17 protein-coding genes, 2 tRNA genes and 1 pseudogene are annotated in these 18,993 nt (G+C 57.6%); 8 read left to right on the top strand and 12 right to left on the bottom strand.

Annotated elements, in window-relative coordinates:
- Positions 1-669 (top strand): annotated as a pseudogene (locus GKG34_RS15680) (hypothetical protein); the annotation flags it as partial.
- 505 nt (positions 670-1,174) lie between these two features.
- Here GKG34_RS15680 and GKG34_RS09640 read toward each other — a convergent pair.
- Positions 1,175-1,528 carry a cupin domain-containing protein gene (locus tag GKG34_RS09640; RefSeq protein ID WP_154256095.1) on the bottom strand — a complete coding sequence of 118 codons (354 nt, stop codon included), beginning with the start codon at positions 1,526-1,528 and terminating at the stop codon, positions 1,175-1,177.
- 142 nt (positions 1,529-1,670) lie between these two features.
- On the opposite strand from GKG34_RS09640, the gene GKG34_RS09635 reads away from it, so the two are divergent.
- On the top strand, positions 1,671-2,003 hold the full coding sequence (locus GKG34_RS09635; protein WP_005943481.1) for a helix-turn-helix domain-containing protein: 333 nt from the start codon (positions 1,671-1,673) through the stop codon (positions 2,001-2,003).
- Positions 2,004-2,293: 290 nt separating this feature from the next.
- On the opposite strand, the gene GKG34_RS09630 is transcribed toward GKG34_RS09635, so the two are convergent.
- Positions 2,294-3,874, bottom strand: a complete 1,581-nt coding sequence (locus GKG34_RS09630; RefSeq protein WP_154256094.1) for a lipase — start codon at positions 3,872-3,874, stop codon at positions 2,294-2,296.
- Between the two features lie 153 nt (positions 3,875-4,027).
- Positions 4,028-4,909 carry a LysR family transcriptional regulator gene (locus tag GKG34_RS09625; RefSeq protein WP_005943485.1) on the bottom strand — a complete coding sequence of 294 codons (882 nt, stop codon included), beginning with the start codon at positions 4,907-4,909 and terminating at the stop codon, positions 4,028-4,030.
- Positions 4,910-5,161: 252 nt separating this feature from the next.
- Between GKG34_RS09625 and GKG34_RS09620 the strand changes: the two genes are divergently transcribed.
- On the top strand, positions 5,162-5,917 hold the full coding sequence (locus GKG34_RS09620; protein ID WP_044953875.1) for a TraX family protein: 756 nt from the start codon (positions 5,162-5,164) through the stop codon (positions 5,915-5,917).
- Positions 5,918-5,965: 48 nt separating this feature from the next.
- Here the strand turns inward: GKG34_RS09620 and GKG34_RS09615 are convergent, their stop codons facing one another.
- The 3 genes from GKG34_RS09615 to GKG34_RS09605 all read right to left on the bottom strand — a co-directional run bounded on the left by GKG34_RS09615 (position 5,966) and on the right by GKG34_RS09605 (position 7,205).
- The gene (locus tag GKG34_RS09615; protein ID WP_005943489.1) at positions 5,966-6,895 is read right to left on the bottom strand and encodes an AEC family transporter; all 930 of its coding nucleotides are present in this window, start codon (positions 6,893-6,895) and stop codon (positions 5,966-5,968) included.
- A gap of 87 nt (positions 6,896-6,982) precedes the next feature.
- Positions 6,983-7,076 (bottom strand) — tRNA-Ser (locus GKG34_RS09610).
- Between the two features lie 41 nt (positions 7,077-7,117).
- Positions 7,118-7,205, bottom strand: a tRNA-Ser gene (locus GKG34_RS09605).
- A gap of 221 nt (positions 7,206-7,426) precedes the next feature.
- On the opposite strand from GKG34_RS09605, the gene GKG34_RS09600 reads away from it, so the two are divergent.
- The 4 genes from GKG34_RS09600 to GKG34_RS09585 all read left to right on the top strand — a co-directional run bounded on the left by GKG34_RS09600 (position 7,427) and on the right by GKG34_RS09585 (position 11,031).
- Entirely contained in the window at positions 7,427-8,059 is a 633-nt protein-coding gene (locus GKG34_RS09600; protein ID WP_005943491.1) for an XRE family transcriptional regulator, read from the top strand.
- A gap of 226 nt (positions 8,060-8,285) precedes the next feature.
- Complete coding sequence (locus GKG34_RS09595; RefSeq protein WP_154256093.1) at positions 8,286-9,644, top strand: putative DNA modification/repair radical SAM protein; 1,359 nt, start codon at positions 8,286-8,288, stop codon at positions 9,642-9,644.
- Positions 9,623-10,426, top strand: coding sequence for a TIGR03915 family putative DNA repair protein (locus GKG34_RS09590; protein WP_154256092.1), 804 nt, complete (start codon positions 9,623-9,625; stop codon positions 10,424-10,426). Before GKG34_RS09595 ends, GKG34_RS09590 begins: the two co-directional genes overlap by 22 nt.
- 128 nt (positions 10,427-10,554) lie before the next feature.
- On the top strand, positions 10,555-11,031 hold the full coding sequence (locus GKG34_RS09585; RefSeq protein WP_005943496.1) for a peptidylprolyl isomerase: 477 nt from the start codon (positions 10,555-10,557) through the stop codon (positions 11,029-11,031).
- A gap of 68 nt (positions 11,032-11,099) precedes the next feature.
- Here GKG34_RS09585 and GKG34_RS09580 read toward each other — a convergent pair whose 3' ends face one another.
- The 6 genes from GKG34_RS09580 to GKG34_RS09555 all read right to left on the bottom strand — a co-directional run bounded on the left by GKG34_RS09580 (position 11,100) and on the right by GKG34_RS09555 (position 18,026).
- Positions 11,100-12,506: an FAD-dependent protein gene (locus GKG34_RS09580; RefSeq protein WP_005943497.1), complete on the bottom strand. Its 1,407-nt coding sequence runs from the start codon at positions 12,504-12,506 to the stop codon at positions 11,100-11,102.
- 196 nt (positions 12,507-12,702) lie between these two features.
- Positions 12,703-13,407 carry a DUF308 domain-containing protein gene (locus GKG34_RS09575; protein ID WP_097774646.1) on the bottom strand — a complete coding sequence of 235 codons (705 nt, stop codon included), beginning with the start codon at positions 13,405-13,407 and terminating at the stop codon, positions 12,703-12,705.
- A gap of 45 nt (positions 13,408-13,452) precedes the next feature.
- On the bottom strand, positions 13,453-14,847 hold the full coding sequence (locus tag GKG34_RS09570; protein WP_347563450.1) for an MATE family efflux transporter: 1,395 nt from the start codon (positions 14,845-14,847) through the stop codon (positions 13,453-13,455).
- A gap of 281 nt (positions 14,848-15,128) precedes the next feature.
- Positions 15,129-15,734: a cytidylate kinase-like family protein gene (locus tag GKG34_RS09565; protein WP_097774644.1), complete on the bottom strand. Its 606-nt coding sequence runs from the start codon at positions 15,732-15,734 to the stop codon at positions 15,129-15,131.
- 54 nt (positions 15,735-15,788) lie between these two features.
- A complete protein-coding gene (locus GKG34_RS09560; RefSeq protein WP_154256091.1) occupies positions 15,789-17,153 on the bottom strand; it encodes a hypothetical protein in 1,365 nt (454 codons plus the stop codon).
- Positions 17,154-17,183: 30 nt separating this feature from the next.
- Positions 17,184-18,026: a DUF624 domain-containing protein gene (locus tag GKG34_RS09555; RefSeq protein WP_005943504.1), complete on the bottom strand. Its 843-nt coding sequence runs from the start codon at positions 18,024-18,026 to the stop codon at positions 17,184-17,186.
- A gap of 220 nt (positions 18,027-18,246) precedes the next feature.
- On the opposite strand from GKG34_RS09555, the gene GKG34_RS09550 reads away from it, so the two are divergent.
- Positions 18,247-18,972: a lysophospholipid acyltransferase family protein gene (locus tag GKG34_RS09550; RefSeq protein WP_005943505.1), complete on the top strand. Its 726-nt coding sequence runs from the start codon at positions 18,247-18,249 to the stop codon at positions 18,970-18,972.
- Positions 18,973-18,993: the final 21 nt, after the last annotated feature.

The raw sequence follows: 18,993 nt of genomic DNA, 5'->3' as shown, positions 1-18,993 counted from the left end.
AACGCCAAACGCCACGGCAAGGCGCATTGCGACCTGAAAGCCATCCGCAAGGAGCCGCTGGAACGGTTCGTGGTGGACACTGCCATTAAGGTGATTTTCAGCGATGAAATCATCGAACGGCTGATAGATTTGGTCATGGAAGCCCAGCAGCAGGAGAACACCCGGCTGCCTGTTCTGAAAGAGCAGCTCCGGGATACGGAGAAACGGCTCGCAAACCTTCTGGAAGCCATTGAACAGGGCATCCTGACCCCGACTACCAAGCAGCGGTTGGACGAGCTGGAAGCCCGGAAAGAAGCCCTGAACACCAGCATTCTGGAAGAAGAGCTGAAAAAGCCCGTCCTGACCCGTGAGTGGATTCGGTTCTGGCTTGAAAAATTCCGCAAGGGTGACGTGGGCAGCACGGAACACCAGCGACAGATTATTGATACCTTTGTCAACTCGGTCTACGTCTTTGATGACCGGGTCGTACTCAATTTCAACTTCACGGATGATGCCAAAACGGTCACCCGTGAGGAAGTGTTGGGTTCGAGTGCTGTGGACAATGCTCCACCACAAAAATCCTCAGACTTTCGTCTGAGGATTTTTTGTTTGTGGTGGGCGGTACAGGACGAGAACAGCACGTGCCGAGCGCAGCGAAGGCAATCAAAGCCCCAGTGGGGCTTTGATTAGTGCGCGGTTCCCAACGCCTAGGAATGTCTACCAAGAAAGATGCCGCCAGACCATTCGGCCTGGGGGCTTTTTTTCGTGGTGGCGGTACAGGACTCGAACAGCAGCGGAGGCGACCGCCGCCTGCGGCGGAAACAGGGAGCCGAGGCTGGGACAGCGTTCTGATTTTTCAAAGCCCTGCCAAGGGGCTGCGGAAAAATCAGCAAACGCAACCCGTACAGGCGCCAGCCGTCAGATTCCGTCAAGGTTCCCAACGCGTAGGAATGTCTACCGGGATGACTGCCGTTTTGTGGTGGGCGGTACAGGACGAGAACAGCACGTGCCGAGCGCAGCGAAGGCAATCAAAGCCCCAGTGGGGCTTTGATTAGTGCGCGGTTCCCAACGCCTAGGAATGTCTATCGGGATGACTGCCGTTTTGTGGTGGGCGGTACAGGACGAGAACCGGAACGAGCAAAGGCAGGGTATCACCATGACGGTGGTATCCTGCCTTTTGCTTTGATATGTTTTATCAGTAGATCACAGCATCCGTTGTAGTATAGCCTTCGAGAGAATTCTCCTTGACCTGAATACAGATATAAGTGATCTCAGAATTGCTTGCAGCAAAGAACTGGCGCTTTGCCATAGGAGAAATCTTCAGCCAGTCGCCTGCTGCAAGGCTGATTTCTTCGCCATCGATAACGACCTTCCCTTTGCCGGAAAGAACACCGTAGATTTCCTCATTTGCCTTGTGGGAGTGAACAAATGGAACATTTGCTCCCGCAGGAAGCGTATTCAGGCTGATCTCCGCACCAGTCAGGGCGAGCTTTTCATGAAGCTCCGTCCGATTTTCTTTTCCAACTGTCATTTTTGTGTAGCATGCCATTGTAAGCACCTCCAATTTGATTCGCAATCTTTCATTGCCTGAGCTAAGTATAGAAGCTCACACATTCAAAAACAAGTACGCACCTTTTTGTAACTGTACACTCAAAAATGAATGTGCTATACTATACACAGAGGTGACTGATATGCGCACAAAAGAAGAACTGCCGGAATGTCCGGTTGCAACAGCAGTATCCCTGATTGGCGGAAAATGGAAACTCTTGCTTCTGCGCAATCTGAAAGAGCGTCCATGGAGATTCAATGAGTTGCAAAGAAGCATCGACGGGATCTCGCAGAAAGTTTTGACCGAGAGCTTAAGACAGATGATTGATGATGGACTTGCCTACCGCCGTGATTATCACGAGAATCCTCCCAAAGTAGAATATGGGTTGACCGATCTCGGAACGGAAATGTTGCCAATTGTCAATGCACTTGCAGACTTTGGCAATTACTATAAATCAGTCGTTGATCGGTCATGATCGATATTATGAAGCAGGGTTTGGGGCTCCGCACGCCCCAACAAGAGCGCTTCGGAAACTCGCAAGAGTTGAAGAGTTTTGGTGGGCGGTACAGGACTCGAACAGCACGGCCACGCCGCAGGCGGGGCAGCAGAACGGTCCTGCGCCAGCAAATAGCACAAAACCCGGAACCTTTTCAGGGCCAACGGCTCAAAAAGGGTTCCGGGTTTCTGATTTTGCGCTATTCCTTTGTGCAAGCTGCTATCGCATTTTTATTTTGCAACAGCCCCTCTTTTTTATTTCCGGAGATTTTATTTTCGGGTATAGGCTTCCATGCCGTGCTCGGCGGGGTCGTAATATTCCATCAGGGTGATGTAGTTTTCCGGGTAGTGGCAGAATGCCGCACGCAGAACGCTGTCTGCCGGGCTGTTCACGCTCATCAGGCTGAGGATGTAGTACACCAGCATCCGCAGCACATCGCTCTCCACCTCGTGGCACAGACCCACCGCCAGCACCGGCACCACCACCTGCTGCGCCCGCAGCGGCACGATGGCCCCCACCTGCTCCAGAATGGGTCGGCTCATGGCCGAAGCCGTCATCACGCAGCGCAGCACCTTCGTCCACGACATTTTGCGGATGTTCTCCATGCTGCGCAGCCGTTCCATCACAGCTTCATCGTCCAGGATCACGCCCTCGGCTGCCTCTTTCTCCGAGAGGGTAAAGGCACACTGCAGCATATCCATAAAGGCAGCTTCATATTTTTCGTGGTAATTTGCGGCGCTTTTGCAGAACGCCAGAGCCGCCGCGATCACCGAATCCACATCTTCCTTTGTGGCCAGCTGGTCGAACCGCAGCGGCACGCCGCCCATCCGGCTCTCGATGATGCTCAGATCATCCAGCTCGTTCTGGTACGCCGTGGAGGGCAGAAAGCGGTCGTTTCCGTTGCGGTGGTAGCCCCACTCTTCCGGCATCACGCGGGCCACGATATCGCCGCTGGAAATGATGTTGAAGATATTGCTTACATCCCAATCCGTTTTCAGTCCTCCGTCTGCAGTGTGGTCGTTGTCGTAGTCCGCCTGCAGATCCGGGCGGTCTGCTGCCGTCAGTGCCGCCGGTGCGGCAAAGGTGTAAACAAAGGTATTTTCCTGCGCGATCTGCGGCAGCTGCTGCCGGATGCGCGCCGCCGTCAGGTTTGCCACAGCCGCGCCGCGGCTGTAGCCGCCCAGCCAGAGCTTGATGGTGCCCAGCGTTCCCGCTGCAGCCTCGGCTTTTTTCAGGTAGTCCTGCAGATCCTCAAAAAAATGCTCTGCTGCTGTCACAAAGCCATAGTGCCCACCACCTTCGCCCACATGCAGGTTGCTGGTCCACTCGGCACCATAGCCGACACCGCGCAGCATGGCTGCAATAATGGTGGTGCGCTGGCCATCCTGTACCAGTGTTTTCTGCGCAAAAGCACAGCCCGCGGTATCCACCGGGGTGTTCAGGCTGCACTGGTAGCCCGCATAGACCGCATTGGCAAAGCCAAGCTTCTGGTAGGCATCCGCAATGCTGTTCTCACGGCCCGCTTCACCCTCCACCCAGTAAAGCGCATCGCTCTGGTAGGTGTTGCCGCTTGCCGCCACAAGGCCCAGCGTTGCCAGTGCCAGCTTGTGACTGTACTGCAGCGCCGTATTCTCAAAAAAGGCATCTGTATAATAAAAATCGTGGGAGAGATCTGTTTCGCTGTGGTCGCTGCGGAAAGCGAAGGAGTAGTAATCCTCCGGCACCGCACTGCCCACCACAGCCTGTGCGGCCTGCGGCAGCAAAGCCTCTGCCGCCGCGTGCGGGGCCAGCACGCCTGCCACGGCAGCTGCTGCCGCCTTGCAAAAGGCACGTCGTTTTATGGTCTTCATCTTTCTGCTCCAATCAAGGCTTCTGCATAAAACCAGCCTGTTTTTCTAAGTATAGCGGATTTTGCACGCTGATACAATTGCTCTCTTTTAATAAAAAAACAGTCCATGCTCCACACACAGACTGTTTTATGGTATAGTATAAAGGTGTCCGGCTCACCTCAGCTCGATCTGCCTGCAGTAGTCTACGATGTGGTGGAACATCTGTTCCACTGCCGGGGCCATTGCGGCGGGGCGCTGCACAGCCAGGCCCACCACACGGTCTTCCTCTGGCTCGATGGGATAGATCTTGATCGCAGCCTTGCAGTCGCGCAGCAGCATCTGCGGCATGATGGAAATGCCCAGACCTGCTTCCACCATGGCGATGTTGGACTGGTCGTCGATGACATGGCAGCGGCGCTCGGTGCCGATCTTATATTTTTTCAGGAACTGGCGCATTTCAGCATCGGTGGCATCGCACTGCACAACGAAGCTTTGGCCATTCATCAGGGCGGGAGTCATCACGCCGTTTTCCGGTTCGGGCCAGTCCTGCGGCACGATGCACAGCAGCGGCTCGCGGAACAGCTCGGTGAGGTTGAACTCTTCACGGCAGGTGGAGGAAAGGAACGCGATATCCACCTGACCAGTTCGCAGCCATTCCTTCACATCGTCGTAGGTGCCCTGATACACCTCGATCTCGATCTGCGGGTAGTGGGTCATAAAGCTTTTGAGCAGGCCCGGCAGCAGCGAAGCACACACCGAGTTGAATACGCCCAGCTTCACCTTGCCCTTTTCCAGGCCGTTCAGGCGGGCGATGCTCTGCTTGAGGGCCTCGTCGCTGTTGAGCACATCGCGAATAGAGGGATACAGGGATGCGCCGTAGCTGGTCATGGATACGCCGTTCTTGCCGCGGTTGAACAGAGCAAAGCCCAGCTCCTCCTCCATTACGGCAATGGCGTGACTGATGGCCGATGGGGTCAGGTGCAGCTGCTGTGCCGCCTTGTTGAAGCTGCCCTGCCGGGCCACGGCATCAAAAATCTCGTAGGAAAAAAGCGTCATGCCCAAAGCCTCCTTCCGTTTTTACTGGTTCGGAGACGCCCGATTCTCTGTGAATCTTTTTCATCTTTCATTTGAGATAGTTCAATTATCTTCTTGATTGTACTATCCCGTGCCTTTTCTGTCAAGCATTTTTGCCCGATTTATGCGCCTTTCCGGCGTATTTTGTCAAAGATGACGCAGGAGCCTGCCAGCCTGCGCCGTATCATTAAAAAAGCACAAAAAGTAGATTTTTTATCAAGTGAGGGATTCCTTATGACCGAGACTGCCAAAGCCCCTGTCCGCTGTGGACTCAGCGGCACAGCGCTCAAATACATCGCCTGCATCACCATGCTCATTGATCACATCGGCGCTTCCTGCATCGAAGCCGGTATCCTGCTGCCGGCCCTCGCCGCCGGTGCTGCCGGCTGCGGTGGCATCCCGGTCAGCACCCTGCTGGCGGCAGACCGTGTGCTGCGGTATATCGGGCGGCTGGCCTTTCCCATCTTCTGCTTTCTGGCCGTGGAGGGCTTTCTGCACACCCACGATGTAAAAAAATACGTCCGGCGGCTTCTGCTGTTCGGCCTTCTGAGCGAGGTGCCTTTTGACCTTGCCTTTTTCCGCACACCGTTCGCCCCGCAGCACCAGAACGTTTACTGGACGCTGGCGCTGGGCGTGCTGGCTATGGCAGGGCTCAAGCGCTTTGAAAAGGAAAACGGCCTGCCCGGCTGGCAGGGGCTTGTGTGGGCGGGCGGCTGCGCCGCGCTGGCGCTGGCTGCCAGCACCGACTACCACGCCATCGGCGTGCTCATCATCTGCACCCTGTACCTGACCCGCGCAGACCGCAAGCGGCAGTGCCTTACAGGTGCGCTGCTGTTTTTGTTCGAGCTCACCGCGCCGCTGGCCTTTGTGCTGGTCTGGTTCTACAACGGGCAGCGCGGCGCGTGCAGTCCGCTGCAAAAAAAGGCCTTTTACTGGTTCTACCCGGTGCACCTGCTGGTGCTAGCAGGTATCACGAACCTTATGCTATAACAGCAGAAAGCCCGCCGTCCAAAGACAGCGGGCTTTTTTTACAGCTTCTCACATCGGGAACATAACGCCCGTCAGCAGCAGCATGGCAGGCACTGTGACCAGCATACACACGGTGGAGTGGGCCACCGCCTGACTGGCAAGGGTCGCTTCGGTGCCGGTCTGCTTGGCCAGCACAGCGGCAAGGCTGCCGGCCGGGCAGCATGCGATGATGGACAGGCCGGTGCGCAGCACATTGTCCAGCGGCAGCAGCCACAGTAGCAGCATGAACAGCAGCGGGAACAGGATACCGCGCAGCAGGGTGACCCGATACAGGAAACCGGTGTGCAGCAGCGCACGGATGTCGCTGTCTGCCAGCAGCACACCTACGATCATGAGCGCCAGCGGGGTGGTGCAGCCGCCCACCGTACTGCAGAACTGCTGCACCGGTGCGGGCAGCCGCCAGCCAGTGGCCAGCAGCACCAGCATAGCCACCGTGGCAATGTTGGTGGGGGTGATGAAGGTCTTGAGCCGGATCTTCTCGCCGGGGCGGAACAGGCACACCACATAGGTAAAGAACCATACATTATAAGAGGCCATGGCCATGCCTGCAAACACAGTGCCGCGCGCGGTGCCCAGCAGGGCGCTGCACAGCGGCAGGCCGATGAAGCCGCAGTTGGGCATAGCTGCCGTGCCCACCAGCACCGCATACTTGCCCGGCGTGTCGTGGTGCAGCCAGCTGCTCAACCGGCACAGGCCGGTGGTCGCCACAAACAGTGCCAGCAGCAGCACGAACAGCACCCCTGCCTGAGTGAGCAGCTCCGGCTCACCGTCCACGGCTGCACCAGCCAGCATGGTACAGGGCAGCAGAAGCTTCATGATAAAATCCGACAAAAACTTGCTGTCACGATCCTTGATGATGCCGCTGCGTGCACCTACATAGCCCAGCAGCACTTCCAGAAAGATCACCGTGATCTGACCCGCCAAAACGCCAAACGCCATTGGATCCTCCTTTTTGTTCCACAAGCCGCATTTTTCCTTTACAAAGGAAAAAGCCCATTGATTTCAACGAATCAACGAGCTTTTTCTTGGCGGAGTAGGAGGGATTTGAACCCTCGCGCCGTTGTTTAGACGACCTACGCCCTTAGCAGGGGCGCCTCTTCGACCTCTTGAGTACTACTCCAGAGCAAAGTGTGTTACACTTATTCAATAAAAAATAAAAAATGGCGGAGAGAGTGGGATTCGAACCCACGGTACGTTGCCGTACGGCAGTTTTCAAGACTGCTTCCTTAAACCACTCGGACATCTCTCCTTGTGGACATCCGCCTTACGCCGTGTCGAATGCCTATTTAATTTACCAGATTTGCACGCCGGTGTCAAGCCTTTGGCGCAATTTTTTTCTTTCAGCCCTTAAAAACAAAATTTACCACAACCTTTTTGGGTCTTGGCCTGTTTCAGGTCTTTACAAGTACACCTTTTTGTTGTATAATAAACACAAGAAAATTTCCTCGCGGTGTAAAGGAGAAATATACCATGTCGTTTTCAGAACTTTTGAAGCAGTGCCGCAAAAAGCAGGGCATCAGCCAGGCTGAGCTGGCTTCCAAACTGGGCGTGACACAGCAGGCTGTCGGCAAATGGGAAAGCGGCAAGTCCTCTCCCGATCCGTCTACCGTGGCCCGCATTGCCGAGCTTTTGAACACCACAGCAGATTATCTGCTGGGCCTGTACCGCCCGGTAAGCAATGTTTCCGCCCCGGAAGAGCGGTTCTTTGGCAGCTATTCTGAAAGCCTGATCCCGGTGATCGGCACGGTAAAGGCCGGTTACGGTGCCCTCGCCTTTGAGGAGGACTACGGTCAGGAGTATGCCCGTGTGAAGGACCCCTCCAACTATTTTTATCTGGTGGTGCGCGGCGACAGCATGGAGCCCCGCATTCAGGACGGCGACCTTGCCCTTGTGCACAAGCAGGACACACTGGAAAACGGCGACCTTGGCGTGCTGATCTACGGCGATGAGGGCGAGGGCACCCTGAAGCGCTATATCCAGCGCGGCAACTGCGTGGTGCTGCAGCCTTTCAACCCGGCCTACAGCGAAATGGTCATCAAGGGCGAGGACCTGAATCATTTGCACATCGCCGGCCGCGTGGTGGAAACCAAGGCGAAGTGGTAATAACTCCTTCCGTCTGCTCACGCTGTTCGCAGCCACCTCCCTCATGGAGGGAGGCCTTGGCAAAACCGGAAACTTTCCCGTACTGCCAAAGGCTCCTCCTCCGGGGGAGCTGGCACGGCGGCAGCCGTGACTGAAGGAGTTCGGCACAAATTGATGTAAAGCCATCTGCATTTTGCGCATGGCTTTATTTTTTGACCCTTTTCCCCACTTTGGAGGTGTATTCTGCATGGAACAGACCCTGATGGACAAGCTTACCATTCTGGCCGACAGCGCCAAATATGATGTTGCCTGCACCTCCAGCGGCGCATCCCGCACCGCGCGGGCAGGCATTCTTGGCAGCTGCTATGCACCGGGCTGCTGCCACGCCTTTACCGCTGATGGCCGCTGTGTAAGCCTTTTAAAGGTGCTCATGACCAACTGCTGTGCCTTCGACTGCAGCTATTGCGTCAACCGCAAGTCCAACGATATCCCCCGTGCCACCTTCACGCCCCGGGAATTGGCTGAGCTGACTGTGGAGTTTTACCGCCGCAACTACATTGAAGGATTGTTCCTTTCCAGCGCGGTGCTGGGCACGCCGGACTACACCACCGAACGGATGCTGGCCGCCCTGCGGCTGCTGCGGGGCGAATACCGCTTTGAGGGCTACATCCACGCCAAGGCCATCCCCGGCACCAGCCCGGAACTGCTGCAGCAGCTGGGATATCTGGCCGACCGCCTGAGCGTGAATGTGGAGCTGCCCAGTGAGCAGAGCCTGAACCTGCTGGCCCCGGACAAAGGGCGGCACTCCATTTTCCGGCCCATGAAGCAGATTGCAGTTTCCGGCGCGCAGAGCAAACAGGAGCTGACCGTCTACCGCCATGCGCCAAAGTTCGCACCCGCCGGGCAGAGCACCCAGATGATCGTAGGTGCTTCGCCGGAGACAGACTACCACATTTTAAAGCTCACTGAGAGCATGTACCAGAAGTACAGTCTGAAACGGGTGTTCTACTCCGCCTACATCCCGGTAGCCGAGGACACCCGCCTGCCTGCGCTGGACACCAAACCCCCGCTTTTGCGGGAGCACCGGCTGTATCAGGCTGACTGGCTGCTGCGGTTTTACCAGTTCAAGGCAGACGAAATTCTGGATGAAGCCAACCAGAGCTTCAATCCCTACCTCGACCCAAAATGCAACTGGGCCGTGCAGCACTACGGGCTTTTTCCGGTAGATGTGAACCGCGCGCCTTTTGAAATGTTGCTGCGTGTGCCGGGCATCGGCCCCAAAAGCGCCCGGCGCATCTGGCACGCGCGCAAGCTTTCCAGCCTTGGGTTGGACGAGCTGAAGCGCATGGGCGTGGTGCTCAAGCGGGCACAGTATTTCATCACCTGCAAGGGTTTTGCGGGTGCGCACCCGGGCCGCGGCACCGCCGGGCGGGAGCGCATCACGCAGGCGCTCATCGACCCCAACGTGTTCGGCGGCAGCTGCGAACAGCTCAGTCTGTTCACGCCGCCTGCGGTGGACGATCTGATCACGCAGGGCGTGGCACCGCGCGCAGCTATGCGTATGGTGCGGGAGGAGGCAGTGCAATGTCTGGCGAAGGCGCTGTAAATGTTCAAGTTCAGAAAGCCCGCAGGCTCCACGATGCGGATGTGGTGTACCTCTACGACAGCAGCTTTGAAGGCTTTCTGTGCTGTGTATTCGAGAGCTTTGCCCAGCACGAGATCCCCTTTGCGGTGTGGACACCCCAGCGGGAAACTTCCACCCTGTACCCGGTCAAGGACATCCCCACCGACCACGCCAAGGCTCAGCGGGTGTTTGCCAGCTTTGGCAGAAAGCTTGGCCCCGAGACAGAGTACCTCGTCAGCCGGGATTTCCTCTCCGGGCGGGAGGACAAAGAGCTGCTGCTCATCCGCTTTCTGCATCTGGCCTTCGCCCTCGGCCCCGGCACCGTGAAGCGCACCGGCCACCCGGACGTGGCCCCGCTGTATGAGATGAAGAAAAGCCTTGACTGGGAAGTGGACAAGTTTCAGGGCTTTGTGCGGTTTGAGGAGCACGACGGGATGCTGGGCGCCGTCATCCACCCCAAAAACTACATCCTGCCGCTGCTGCGGCCCCATTTCTGCGGGCGCTTCCCGGAAGAAAACTTTATGATCTACGATGCGGTGCATCAGGCTGTGCTGCTGCAGGAGGACCACAAGGCCCGGCTGCTGGAGCTGGCTGCACCGCTGGAGCTGCCGCCGCCCAGCGAGCGGGAGCAGCAGTTTCAGGCATTGTGGAAGCAGTTCTACCAGACGCTGGAGATCAGGGCCCGCCACAACGAAAAATGCCGCATGACCCACTGCCCCAAGCGCTTTTGGGCCGATATGGTGGAGATGAAAGATGAATTTTAACAAAAACGTTGCATCTGCGGCGTTGCAACCCCCAAAACCTATGGTATACTATAAGAGATATCCGGCAGGCCTTCTGCCGAACACTCCCGCACTGCTGCGGGGCAACACAAAAGGAGTATTGTAGCGTTATGGTTCGCATTACTATGGAAGACGGCGGCATCATCGATATCGAGCTGAACGAAGAAGCCGCTCCTATCACCTGTGAGAATTTCAAGAAGCTGGTCAGCGAGGGCTTTTACAACGGCCTGACCTTCCACCGCGTGATCCCCGGCTTTATGATCCAGGGCGGCTGCCCGCTGGGCAACGGCACCGGCGGCCCCGGCTGGAACATCAAGGGCGAGTTTGCCGCAAACGGCGTGAACAATCCGCTCAAGCACACCCGCGGCGTGATCAGCATGGCACGCGCCATGAACCCCAACAGCGCAGGCAGCCAGTTCTTCATCATGCATCAGGATGCACCTCATCTGGACGGCCAGTACGCTGCCTTTGGCAAGGTGGTTGCAGGCATGGATGTTGTGGATAAGATCGCAGCTGTCCGCACCGACTGGAACGATAAGCCCACCACCCCGGTCAAGATGAAGACTGTGGAGCTCATTGAGGGCTGAATTTCAAACCTAAAAAAATCCCGACACCTTGCGGTGCCGGGATTTTTTGTTTTTGTTGATGCTTGTTTTTAGCAGCCTTCCTTTTCGGCCAGCTTGCGGCCCATGAGCACGCCCATGACCGAAGCCATCATCAGGCCGCGGGTCCAGCCGGAGGAGTCGCCCAGACAGTGCAGGCCCTTGATGTTGGTGTCAAGGTTCTCGTCCATCTTCACCTTGTTGGAGTAGAACTTCAGCTCCGGGCTGTACAGCAGGGTCTCGTTGGCGGCAAAGCCGGGCACCACCATATCCAGCATCTTGATGAACTCAATGATGTTGGTCATGGCGCGGTAGGGCATGGCGGCGGTAATGTCGCCTGCCACGGCATCCTTCAGGGTGGGCTTCACGTTGGACTGGGCCAGCTCCTTCTGCCAGGTGCGCTTGCCGTCCAGGATATCGCCGTAGCGCTGCACCATGATGTGGCCTGCGCCCAGCATGTTGGTCAGCTCGCCCACCTTCTGTGCGTAGGCGATGGGCTGGTTGAACGGCTCGGTAAAGTTGTGGGAGACCAGAATCGCAAGGTTGGTGTTCTCGCTCTTTTTCTCCTTGAAGCTGTGGCCATTGACCACGGCAAGGTCGTTGTCGTAGTTTTCCTGCGCCACAAAGCCGCCGGGGTTCTGGCAGAAGGTGCGCACCTTGTTCTTCCAGGGCTTGGGGTAGCCGATAAGCTTGGACTCATACAGCACCTTGTTCACCTTTTCCATGACCTCGTTGCGGCACTCCACGCGCACACCGATGTCCACGGTGCCGGGCTTATGGGCAATATGATGCTCGGCGCAGATCTTTTCCAGCCAGTCCGCACCGCGGCGGCCGGTGCCAATGACCACGGTATCCGCATACACAGGCCGGACCTGATCGCCGTCCTTCAGCAGCACGCCCTTGCACTCCTCGTTCTCAAGGATGATGTTCTCGCACTCGGTATTGAACAGCATCTCCACGCCGTTGTCGGCCAGATAGTTCTGGATGGCAAGGTACAGCTGCTGCGCCTTCTCTGTGCCCAGATGGCGGATCGGGCAGTCCACCAGCTTCAGGCCGGCATGGATGGCGTTCTTGCGGATCTCCTTGATCTCCTCGCCGGTGTAGATGCCCTCCACATGGGGGTCTGCGCCGAACTCAAGATAGATCTTGTCGGTGTAGTCGATAAGCTCCTGTGCAAACTCCTCTCCGATCAGGGCGGGCAGGTCGCCGCCCACCTCATAGGAGAGGCTCAGCTTGCCATCCGAGAAGGCACCTGCACCGGAAAAGCCGGTGGTGATGGCGCAGGTGGGGCGGCAGTTGACGCAGTGGCCCACTTCGGCTTTGGGGCAGTGGCGCTTTTCCACGGGCTTGCCCTTTTCCACCAGCAGCATCTTCTTTTTGCTGCCGTGGCGCAGCAGCTCCACAGCGGTAAAAATGCCAGCCGGGCCGGCACCGACAATAATCAGATCATACTTTTCCATTTCTCTTTTTCCTTTGCTTAGTCGTTAGTATAAAACACTCTCAGTCAACGCCTGACGGCGTTGCCAGCTCCCCCGAGGGGGGAGCTTTTTCTGCGGAAGAAAGGGCACGCCTTCTTCACAGTATGAGGAAAACGTCATCAAAACAGCGCATTAAGCTCGCCCTTCGGGAGAGCTGGCGTGGAGCGCCTGAGAGGGTTTATTTCTCGTTCTCCTGTTCCACAGTGGCGCTCTCGTCCACCTCATCCAGCTCCACAGCGCTGGCCTCGGCATCGGTGCGGGTCACATCCGGGGCGACCACGCCGTCGCCGTTCAGATCTTCACCGGTCAGGGACTCCAGCATGGACTGAGTCTCCGGGTGCAGCTTGGCAAAACGGCGCACGGCCAACACCGTGTACAGGGCGCTGAGCAGGTTGATGGAGCCCTCCACGATCAGGATGATGCCAATGGCCATGACCAGCGTTTCCATGGTGCCGAAGGGGTTCAGGATCATGATAACGCCCAGCACCACGCTGAGCACCGGCAGCAGCAGAAAGCTCTTCCAGCTGGAATAGCCGCAGCGGCGCAGGTCCAGTGCGTTCTGCACACGACTGATGCTGTCAAAGATCACGAACAGGCCGAACACGATGGGCAGGATACTCACCACGATGTCGCTGCGCAGGATCAGGAACGCACCCAATGCCAGACAGATGATGCCGGAGATCAGGGTGAGCTGGCTTTGGAACACACCGCGTTCCACCACAAAATAGCGGATGAGCTGCACCGCCGCGCAGGCCAGCACCACAGCGCCCAGCGCATAGCACACGATGTTCAGGGCCGTGGTGGGCTTCATGAGCAGAAAAACGCCCAGACCCAGATACAGCGCACTCATGAGCACCAGATTCCATTTGAGCTTTTTTACCATAGAGATCACGTTCCTTTCCTTTGCAGGGACAGTTTTTCACGCCCCTCATTCGGCAGGGGAATACATGGGGGCAATGATGTTTTTGTTGATGCGGGCGTAGAAGCCAAGGCTCAGCAGGACACTGACGATCTCAGCGATGAGGAAGGCCCACCAGACATTGTTGACATTGCCGGTCTGTGCCAGCAGCCATGCGGCCGGCAGCAGCACGAACAGCTGCCGGCAGACCGAAACGATCAGGCTGAACACACCGTTGCCCAGTGCCTGAAACACCGAGCTGAGCACGATGCTGGCACCCGCCAGCAGGAAATGCAGGCAGATGATGCGCATGGCTGGGATGCCAATGGCCAGCATGGCATCACTGGCCGCAAAGATGCCAAGCACCTTATCCGGTGCGAACTGGAAGATGCAGAAACCAATGAGCATGATGCACTCGGCATAGCAGACTGCCAGCTTGATGGTTTTTTTCACGCGGTCCGGTCTGCGGGCACCGTAGTTGTAGCTGATGATGGGCACCATGCCGTTGTTCAAGCCAAAGATGGGCATGAACACGAAGCTCTGCAGCTTGAAGTACACACCGAACACCGCCACCGCTGTGGCCGAGAAGCTCATGAGGATCAGGTTCATGCCAAAGGTCATCAGGCTGCCCACGCACTGCATGGCAATGCTGGGCAGGCCCACCGTGTAGATGCGGCCAATGGCCTTGGCACTGGGGCGGAAGCCCTTGAAGCTGATCTGGATATCTGGGTTCCTGTTCAGGTTGAAGAACAGGGTCATGCCTGCGCCGCAGAACTGGCCGATGACCGTTGCCACAGCTGCGCCGGTGGTACCACTGAGGGCCTCACCGCAGTAGCCAAAGATGAAGATAGGGTCCAGAATGATGTTCACCACGGCACCCACCAGCTGGCTGATCATGCTCAGGTGGGTGCGGCCGGTAGCGGCCAGCAGCTTTTCGCCCATGGTCTGGGTGAAAAGGCCCAGACTGAAGATGCAGCACACCGAAAGATACTGGATGCCCTGCTGCGCAATAGCCGCATCACTGGTCTGTGCATAGAAATAGGGCTTCATGCAGGTAAGGCCAATGACGAGGAACACCACGAAGCTGCACAGCGAAAGAAAGATGCCGTTTTTCGCCGTGGCATTGGCGCGGCTCTGGTTCTTTTCGCCCAGACTTTTGGACAGCATGGCGTTCACGCCTACGCCGGTGCCCACGCCCACAGCGATCATCACATTCTGCAGCGAGAAGGCGAGGGACACAGCGGTGAGGGCGCTTTCACTCACATGGGACACGAACACCGAGTCCACCACGTTGTAAAGCGCCTGCACCAGCATGGAGATCATCATGGGCACGCTCAGCTTGACCAGCAGAGGGTTGATCTCCATGGTGCCCATAATGTTTTCCCGCGTTTGGGCGGGAGAGGTTTGGGGTTGCTTTGTTTCCACGTTTGCTCCTTTTTGATGTTGAGGTTACAGGGAATATGGCAAGGCCGCTGCCGAATAACTCCTTCCGTCATCGCTGCGCGATGCCACCTCCCCCAATGAGGGAGGCATTGGCAAAATCAGAAACTCCATCATACTGCCAAAGGCTCCCTCTTCGAGGGAGCTGGCACGGCGGGAGCCGTGACTGAAGGAGTAAAGCAGTCGCCGTTGCCCGAAACGTGGGCAGGGTGCAAAAGCACCCTACCCACGAATCATCGTTGTTTTATTTTGAAGCGCCCGGGCGGTCAGCCAAGGTTCTTCTCCTTGGCGGCGGCTGCGTCCAGGATCATCTTCACGCAGGTCTCGCGGCCCAGAGCAGCGTTGATGGCCAGATCATAGTTGTGGGCATCACCCCAGCGGTTCTGGGTGTAGTAGTTGTAGTAGGCAGAACGGTTGCGGTCGGTCTTTTCCACCTCGTCCTTGATGCCCTTTTCGTCCTTGGCCTTGACCAGAGGATTGGTCTTTGCGTATTCCAGCCGCCACTCCTTGGGGGCGTACACGAACACGCGCAGCACATCCTTGCGCTCACGCAGCACATAGTCGCCGCAGCGGCCCAGGATCACGCAGGGGCCTTCCTCGGCCAGCTGCTTGATGATGCGGCTCTGAAGAATGAACACCTGATCGCCCAGCGGCAGCTCATTGCCCATGGTGTACAGACTGTACAGCAGGCTGTGAGTATGCCGTTTTTCACTGGCGGCAACAGCTTCTTCCGAAAGACCGGAGTGCTTTGCTGCCATGGTAATCAGCTCTTTGTCGTAAAGCTTGATGCCCAGCGCATTTGCCACATCTTCAGCGATGTAGCGGCCGCCCGTGCAGTATTCACGTCCCAAAGTGATGATCGTCTTTGCCATAATGTGTTCCTCCTATGTCTTGATCTATAGCCCAAAGGCTTTGGGTCGGGCCGGTCATTCCGCCGGCTTTTCCTGTGCCTGGGAAACAGGTTGCTCCGGCGTGGGGCGCGGCTTTGGCAGCCGCACCTCCGCCACGCGCATGGCACCGGTCTGGTCCACTGCATACACGCTGCAGCGGCAGCCTGCGGCCATGATCTTTTCCGGGAAGCGGATGCCGCCCTCCGGCGTGCGCTCCATCCGGCAGAAGCTGCGGTGGGCGGTGGTGGCGTGGGCCACACCGTCGTGGCACGCACAGGCCACCCAGCCGGAAAAGCCTTCCGGCAGCGGGTCCTTCACGCCGCGCTGCTCAAAATAGTAAACGTCTGCCGTCTCGCCGGGCACCAGATCGCAGCGCATCCGCAGCGGACGGTTGGCGGCAACATCGCGGGGTTTTGCCCGCAGGGCGATGGCGCGCCCGGTAAAGTAACGCATAAAGTCCACCAGCGCCATGGTGCAGTTCACTGCGCCGTTGGAATCTGCGGTGGGGTCGTTCAGCAGCACATAATCTGCCATTACGGCATCGTCGTGGCCAAAGCCGCGCAGGCCCATCCAGACCCGCACCGGGTCCCGCTGGCCGCGGATGCGCCGCTCCACCTGCACTGCCACACAGCAGTCATCGTGGATCTGGGCACGCAGGTCGGCAAGGTCCATCCATGCCTGCCAGCAGGGGTAGCCGCAGCAGCCGGCGGCAGCAGCCGCAAAGGCCGCATTGGCGGTGGTGCTGTGGGCCATGTCCTCCATCACATAGGCCACTTCTTCGGGCAGGACATCCTCGCCCCAGCAGTTCATCAGTGCCGCCATGACCAGCGGCAGATCCATGGTGCGGCCAAAGCTGGGATCGTGGGCCGCAAGGCAGTATTCCGGCAGATAGAGCTGCCGGTTCAGCGGGTGGCCGTTGTGCTTCTCCCACGCCAGCGGCCGCACTGCCGCGGCCAGCAGGCGCACTGCGGGCGAGACCTTGTCATCGTTGGTGGAAAGGTTCACCTGCAGCTGCACGCCGGTGCCGCCGCCGGGCGTTGCCACGGTCACGGTATCGCCCATGAGGAAGATCATGCCGTCGTCACTCTGGGAATTGCAGCTGCAGCGGGGGTAGCCCGGTGCCCACTTGCCAAAGCTCATCCAGCCGGTCCAGTTTCCTCCGGCATATACCCGGCAGCGCACCTCCACCATGGTGTTGTGGGGCGCAAAGGCGTTCCAGCTGACATTCAGGTTGCAGAAGGCCGGCATGGCAAATTCCGGCGTGGTGTAGCTGCCGTATTGCAGGCAGCGGCCCGCCACGCTGTCCAGCACCAGTGCACCGCCGTCCAGTGCCACATTGTCCAGCTGCCCGCGGGAGAAGGTCTCGGTGCCCTGCAAAACCAGATTATTCCGTTGTTCCATGGAGCACCCCTCCTTTGCGGAAGTTCAAATTTACTCTTCGGTGTCGTCGGTGCTTTCGCCGTAATCCTCTTGGAGGGCGGCTTCCAGCTCGGCATCCTTCATTTTGCGGATGCTCTCCTCAATGTGGAACACCTTTTCAATATCGCCGTAGATGATCTGGCAGGATACTTCGGTCACGAACCAGAAGCCGAAGATCAGCATGAGCAGCAGGCCCAGCGGCATGCACAGGATCACCACGCCCCAGAACAGGATCTGCACGATGGCCGCCGCCAGTGCGTGGGGCAGGAACGCGATCATGCAGTTGATGCTGTTTTTCACGGTCAGGCTGAAGGGCTGATCCAGCAGCACCACCTGCGGCCACATGTAGGCGAACAGCATCTGGAAGATGAGCAGGTTCAGCACCGTGGCCACCCACAGCGGCACGCCCACATTGGTGCCCTTGCTCAGCATATTGAAGCAGAAATACACAAGGAAGATCTGCGCCGTGACCACCACACAGTAGAAGATGCCCGGCGCAATGCTGGCCTTGAAGTTGCGCTTGAAGGCACGGCGATAGGTCACCCACCAGTAACCGGCTTCGTCACGCAGGGCACGCAGCACGGTATCGTACATGCCGGCCAGCGCAGGCCCGGCCAGAATGCCGCCTACCACCGCGCTTGCCAGCATGACAGGCAGGCTGTTTGCCAGAAAGCCGATGTACACCAGACAGATCACCGGCAGAAAGCCGATGCAGGCCAGCAGGTTTGCAAGGAACATGCCGTTCATATCACGGCCCACAAGCTCAAAAAAACGGCCCACGCCGGTCTTGCGGGGAGCATCCTTTTCAACGCCCTTACCGGCCTTGAAGTCATTTGCGGAAGGAAATAAACCCATGTTCGTATGGTACCTCTCTCTTCATCCATTGGGCCGGCAGAAAGCATTTCGTGCAGAAAGTGCCATTGTGCTGGCTTTACAACTATAAATATACCCGCATTTTGTCAATTTTGCAAGACCGCAGATCCTCCGATTTGTAAAAAAAGTGTTATTTCTCCCCTTTTTACAAAAAGTGTGATACAATGACAATGGCATATTTTGCCGGAGGGAGGAAAACGCAATGAGCATTTTTCGCACGATTGCGATGTTTATTTACTTATTTGGTTATATGATCGTCCATTATGGCGTGCTGCGCCGGGCGGAACGCGCTCTGGCTGCAGGCGACATGCAGCTGGTGGAAGAGCTTGTCAACAAGCATATCCCGCACTGGAGCCGGGGCATTTTAAAGGTGACCGGCGTTTCCCTGAGCGTGGAGGGCCTTGAGAATATCCCCAAAGATACGGCCTGCGTGTTCGTGGGCAACCACCGCAGCTACTACGACATCCCGCTTTTGCTGGCCAGTCTGGATAAGCCCCACGGCATCCTTGCCAAGGAAGAACTGGAAAAGATCCCGCTGCTGAACCGCTGGATGAAGCTGCTGGGCTGCGTGTTCGTGCAGCGCGACGACCTGCGGGCATCCGTGCGCGCCCTGAACGATGCCACTGCCATTGTGGAGAGCGGCAAGAGCTTCGTCATTTTCCCGGAGGGCACCCGCTACAAGGGGGAAGAGGGCGGTGCCGGTGAGTTCAAGGCCGGTGCATTCCGCATTGCCGTCAAGACCGGCGCACCGGTGGTTCCGGTGGCCATTACCGGTGCACGTGCCCTGTTTGAGAACAATGGCAACCTGTGCCATCCGGGCAGCGTGCATATCAAGGTGCTGCCGCCCATCCGGACTGCAGGCATGAGCAAGGCCGAGCAGAAGCAGCTGCCGGACGCTGTGCGTCAGGCCATTCTGGCACAGCTGTAAATCAGAACTTGGAGGAAACTG

It is taken from the genome of Faecalibacterium sp. BIOML-A4 (assembly GCF_009679665.1).
Lineage (GTDB): Bacteria > Bacillota > Clostridia > Oscillospirales > Ruminococcaceae > Faecalibacterium > Faecalibacterium taiwanense.
Note: the sequence above shows the minus strand (reverse complement) of the source record. Positions and strands in the feature narration are given on the sequence as shown.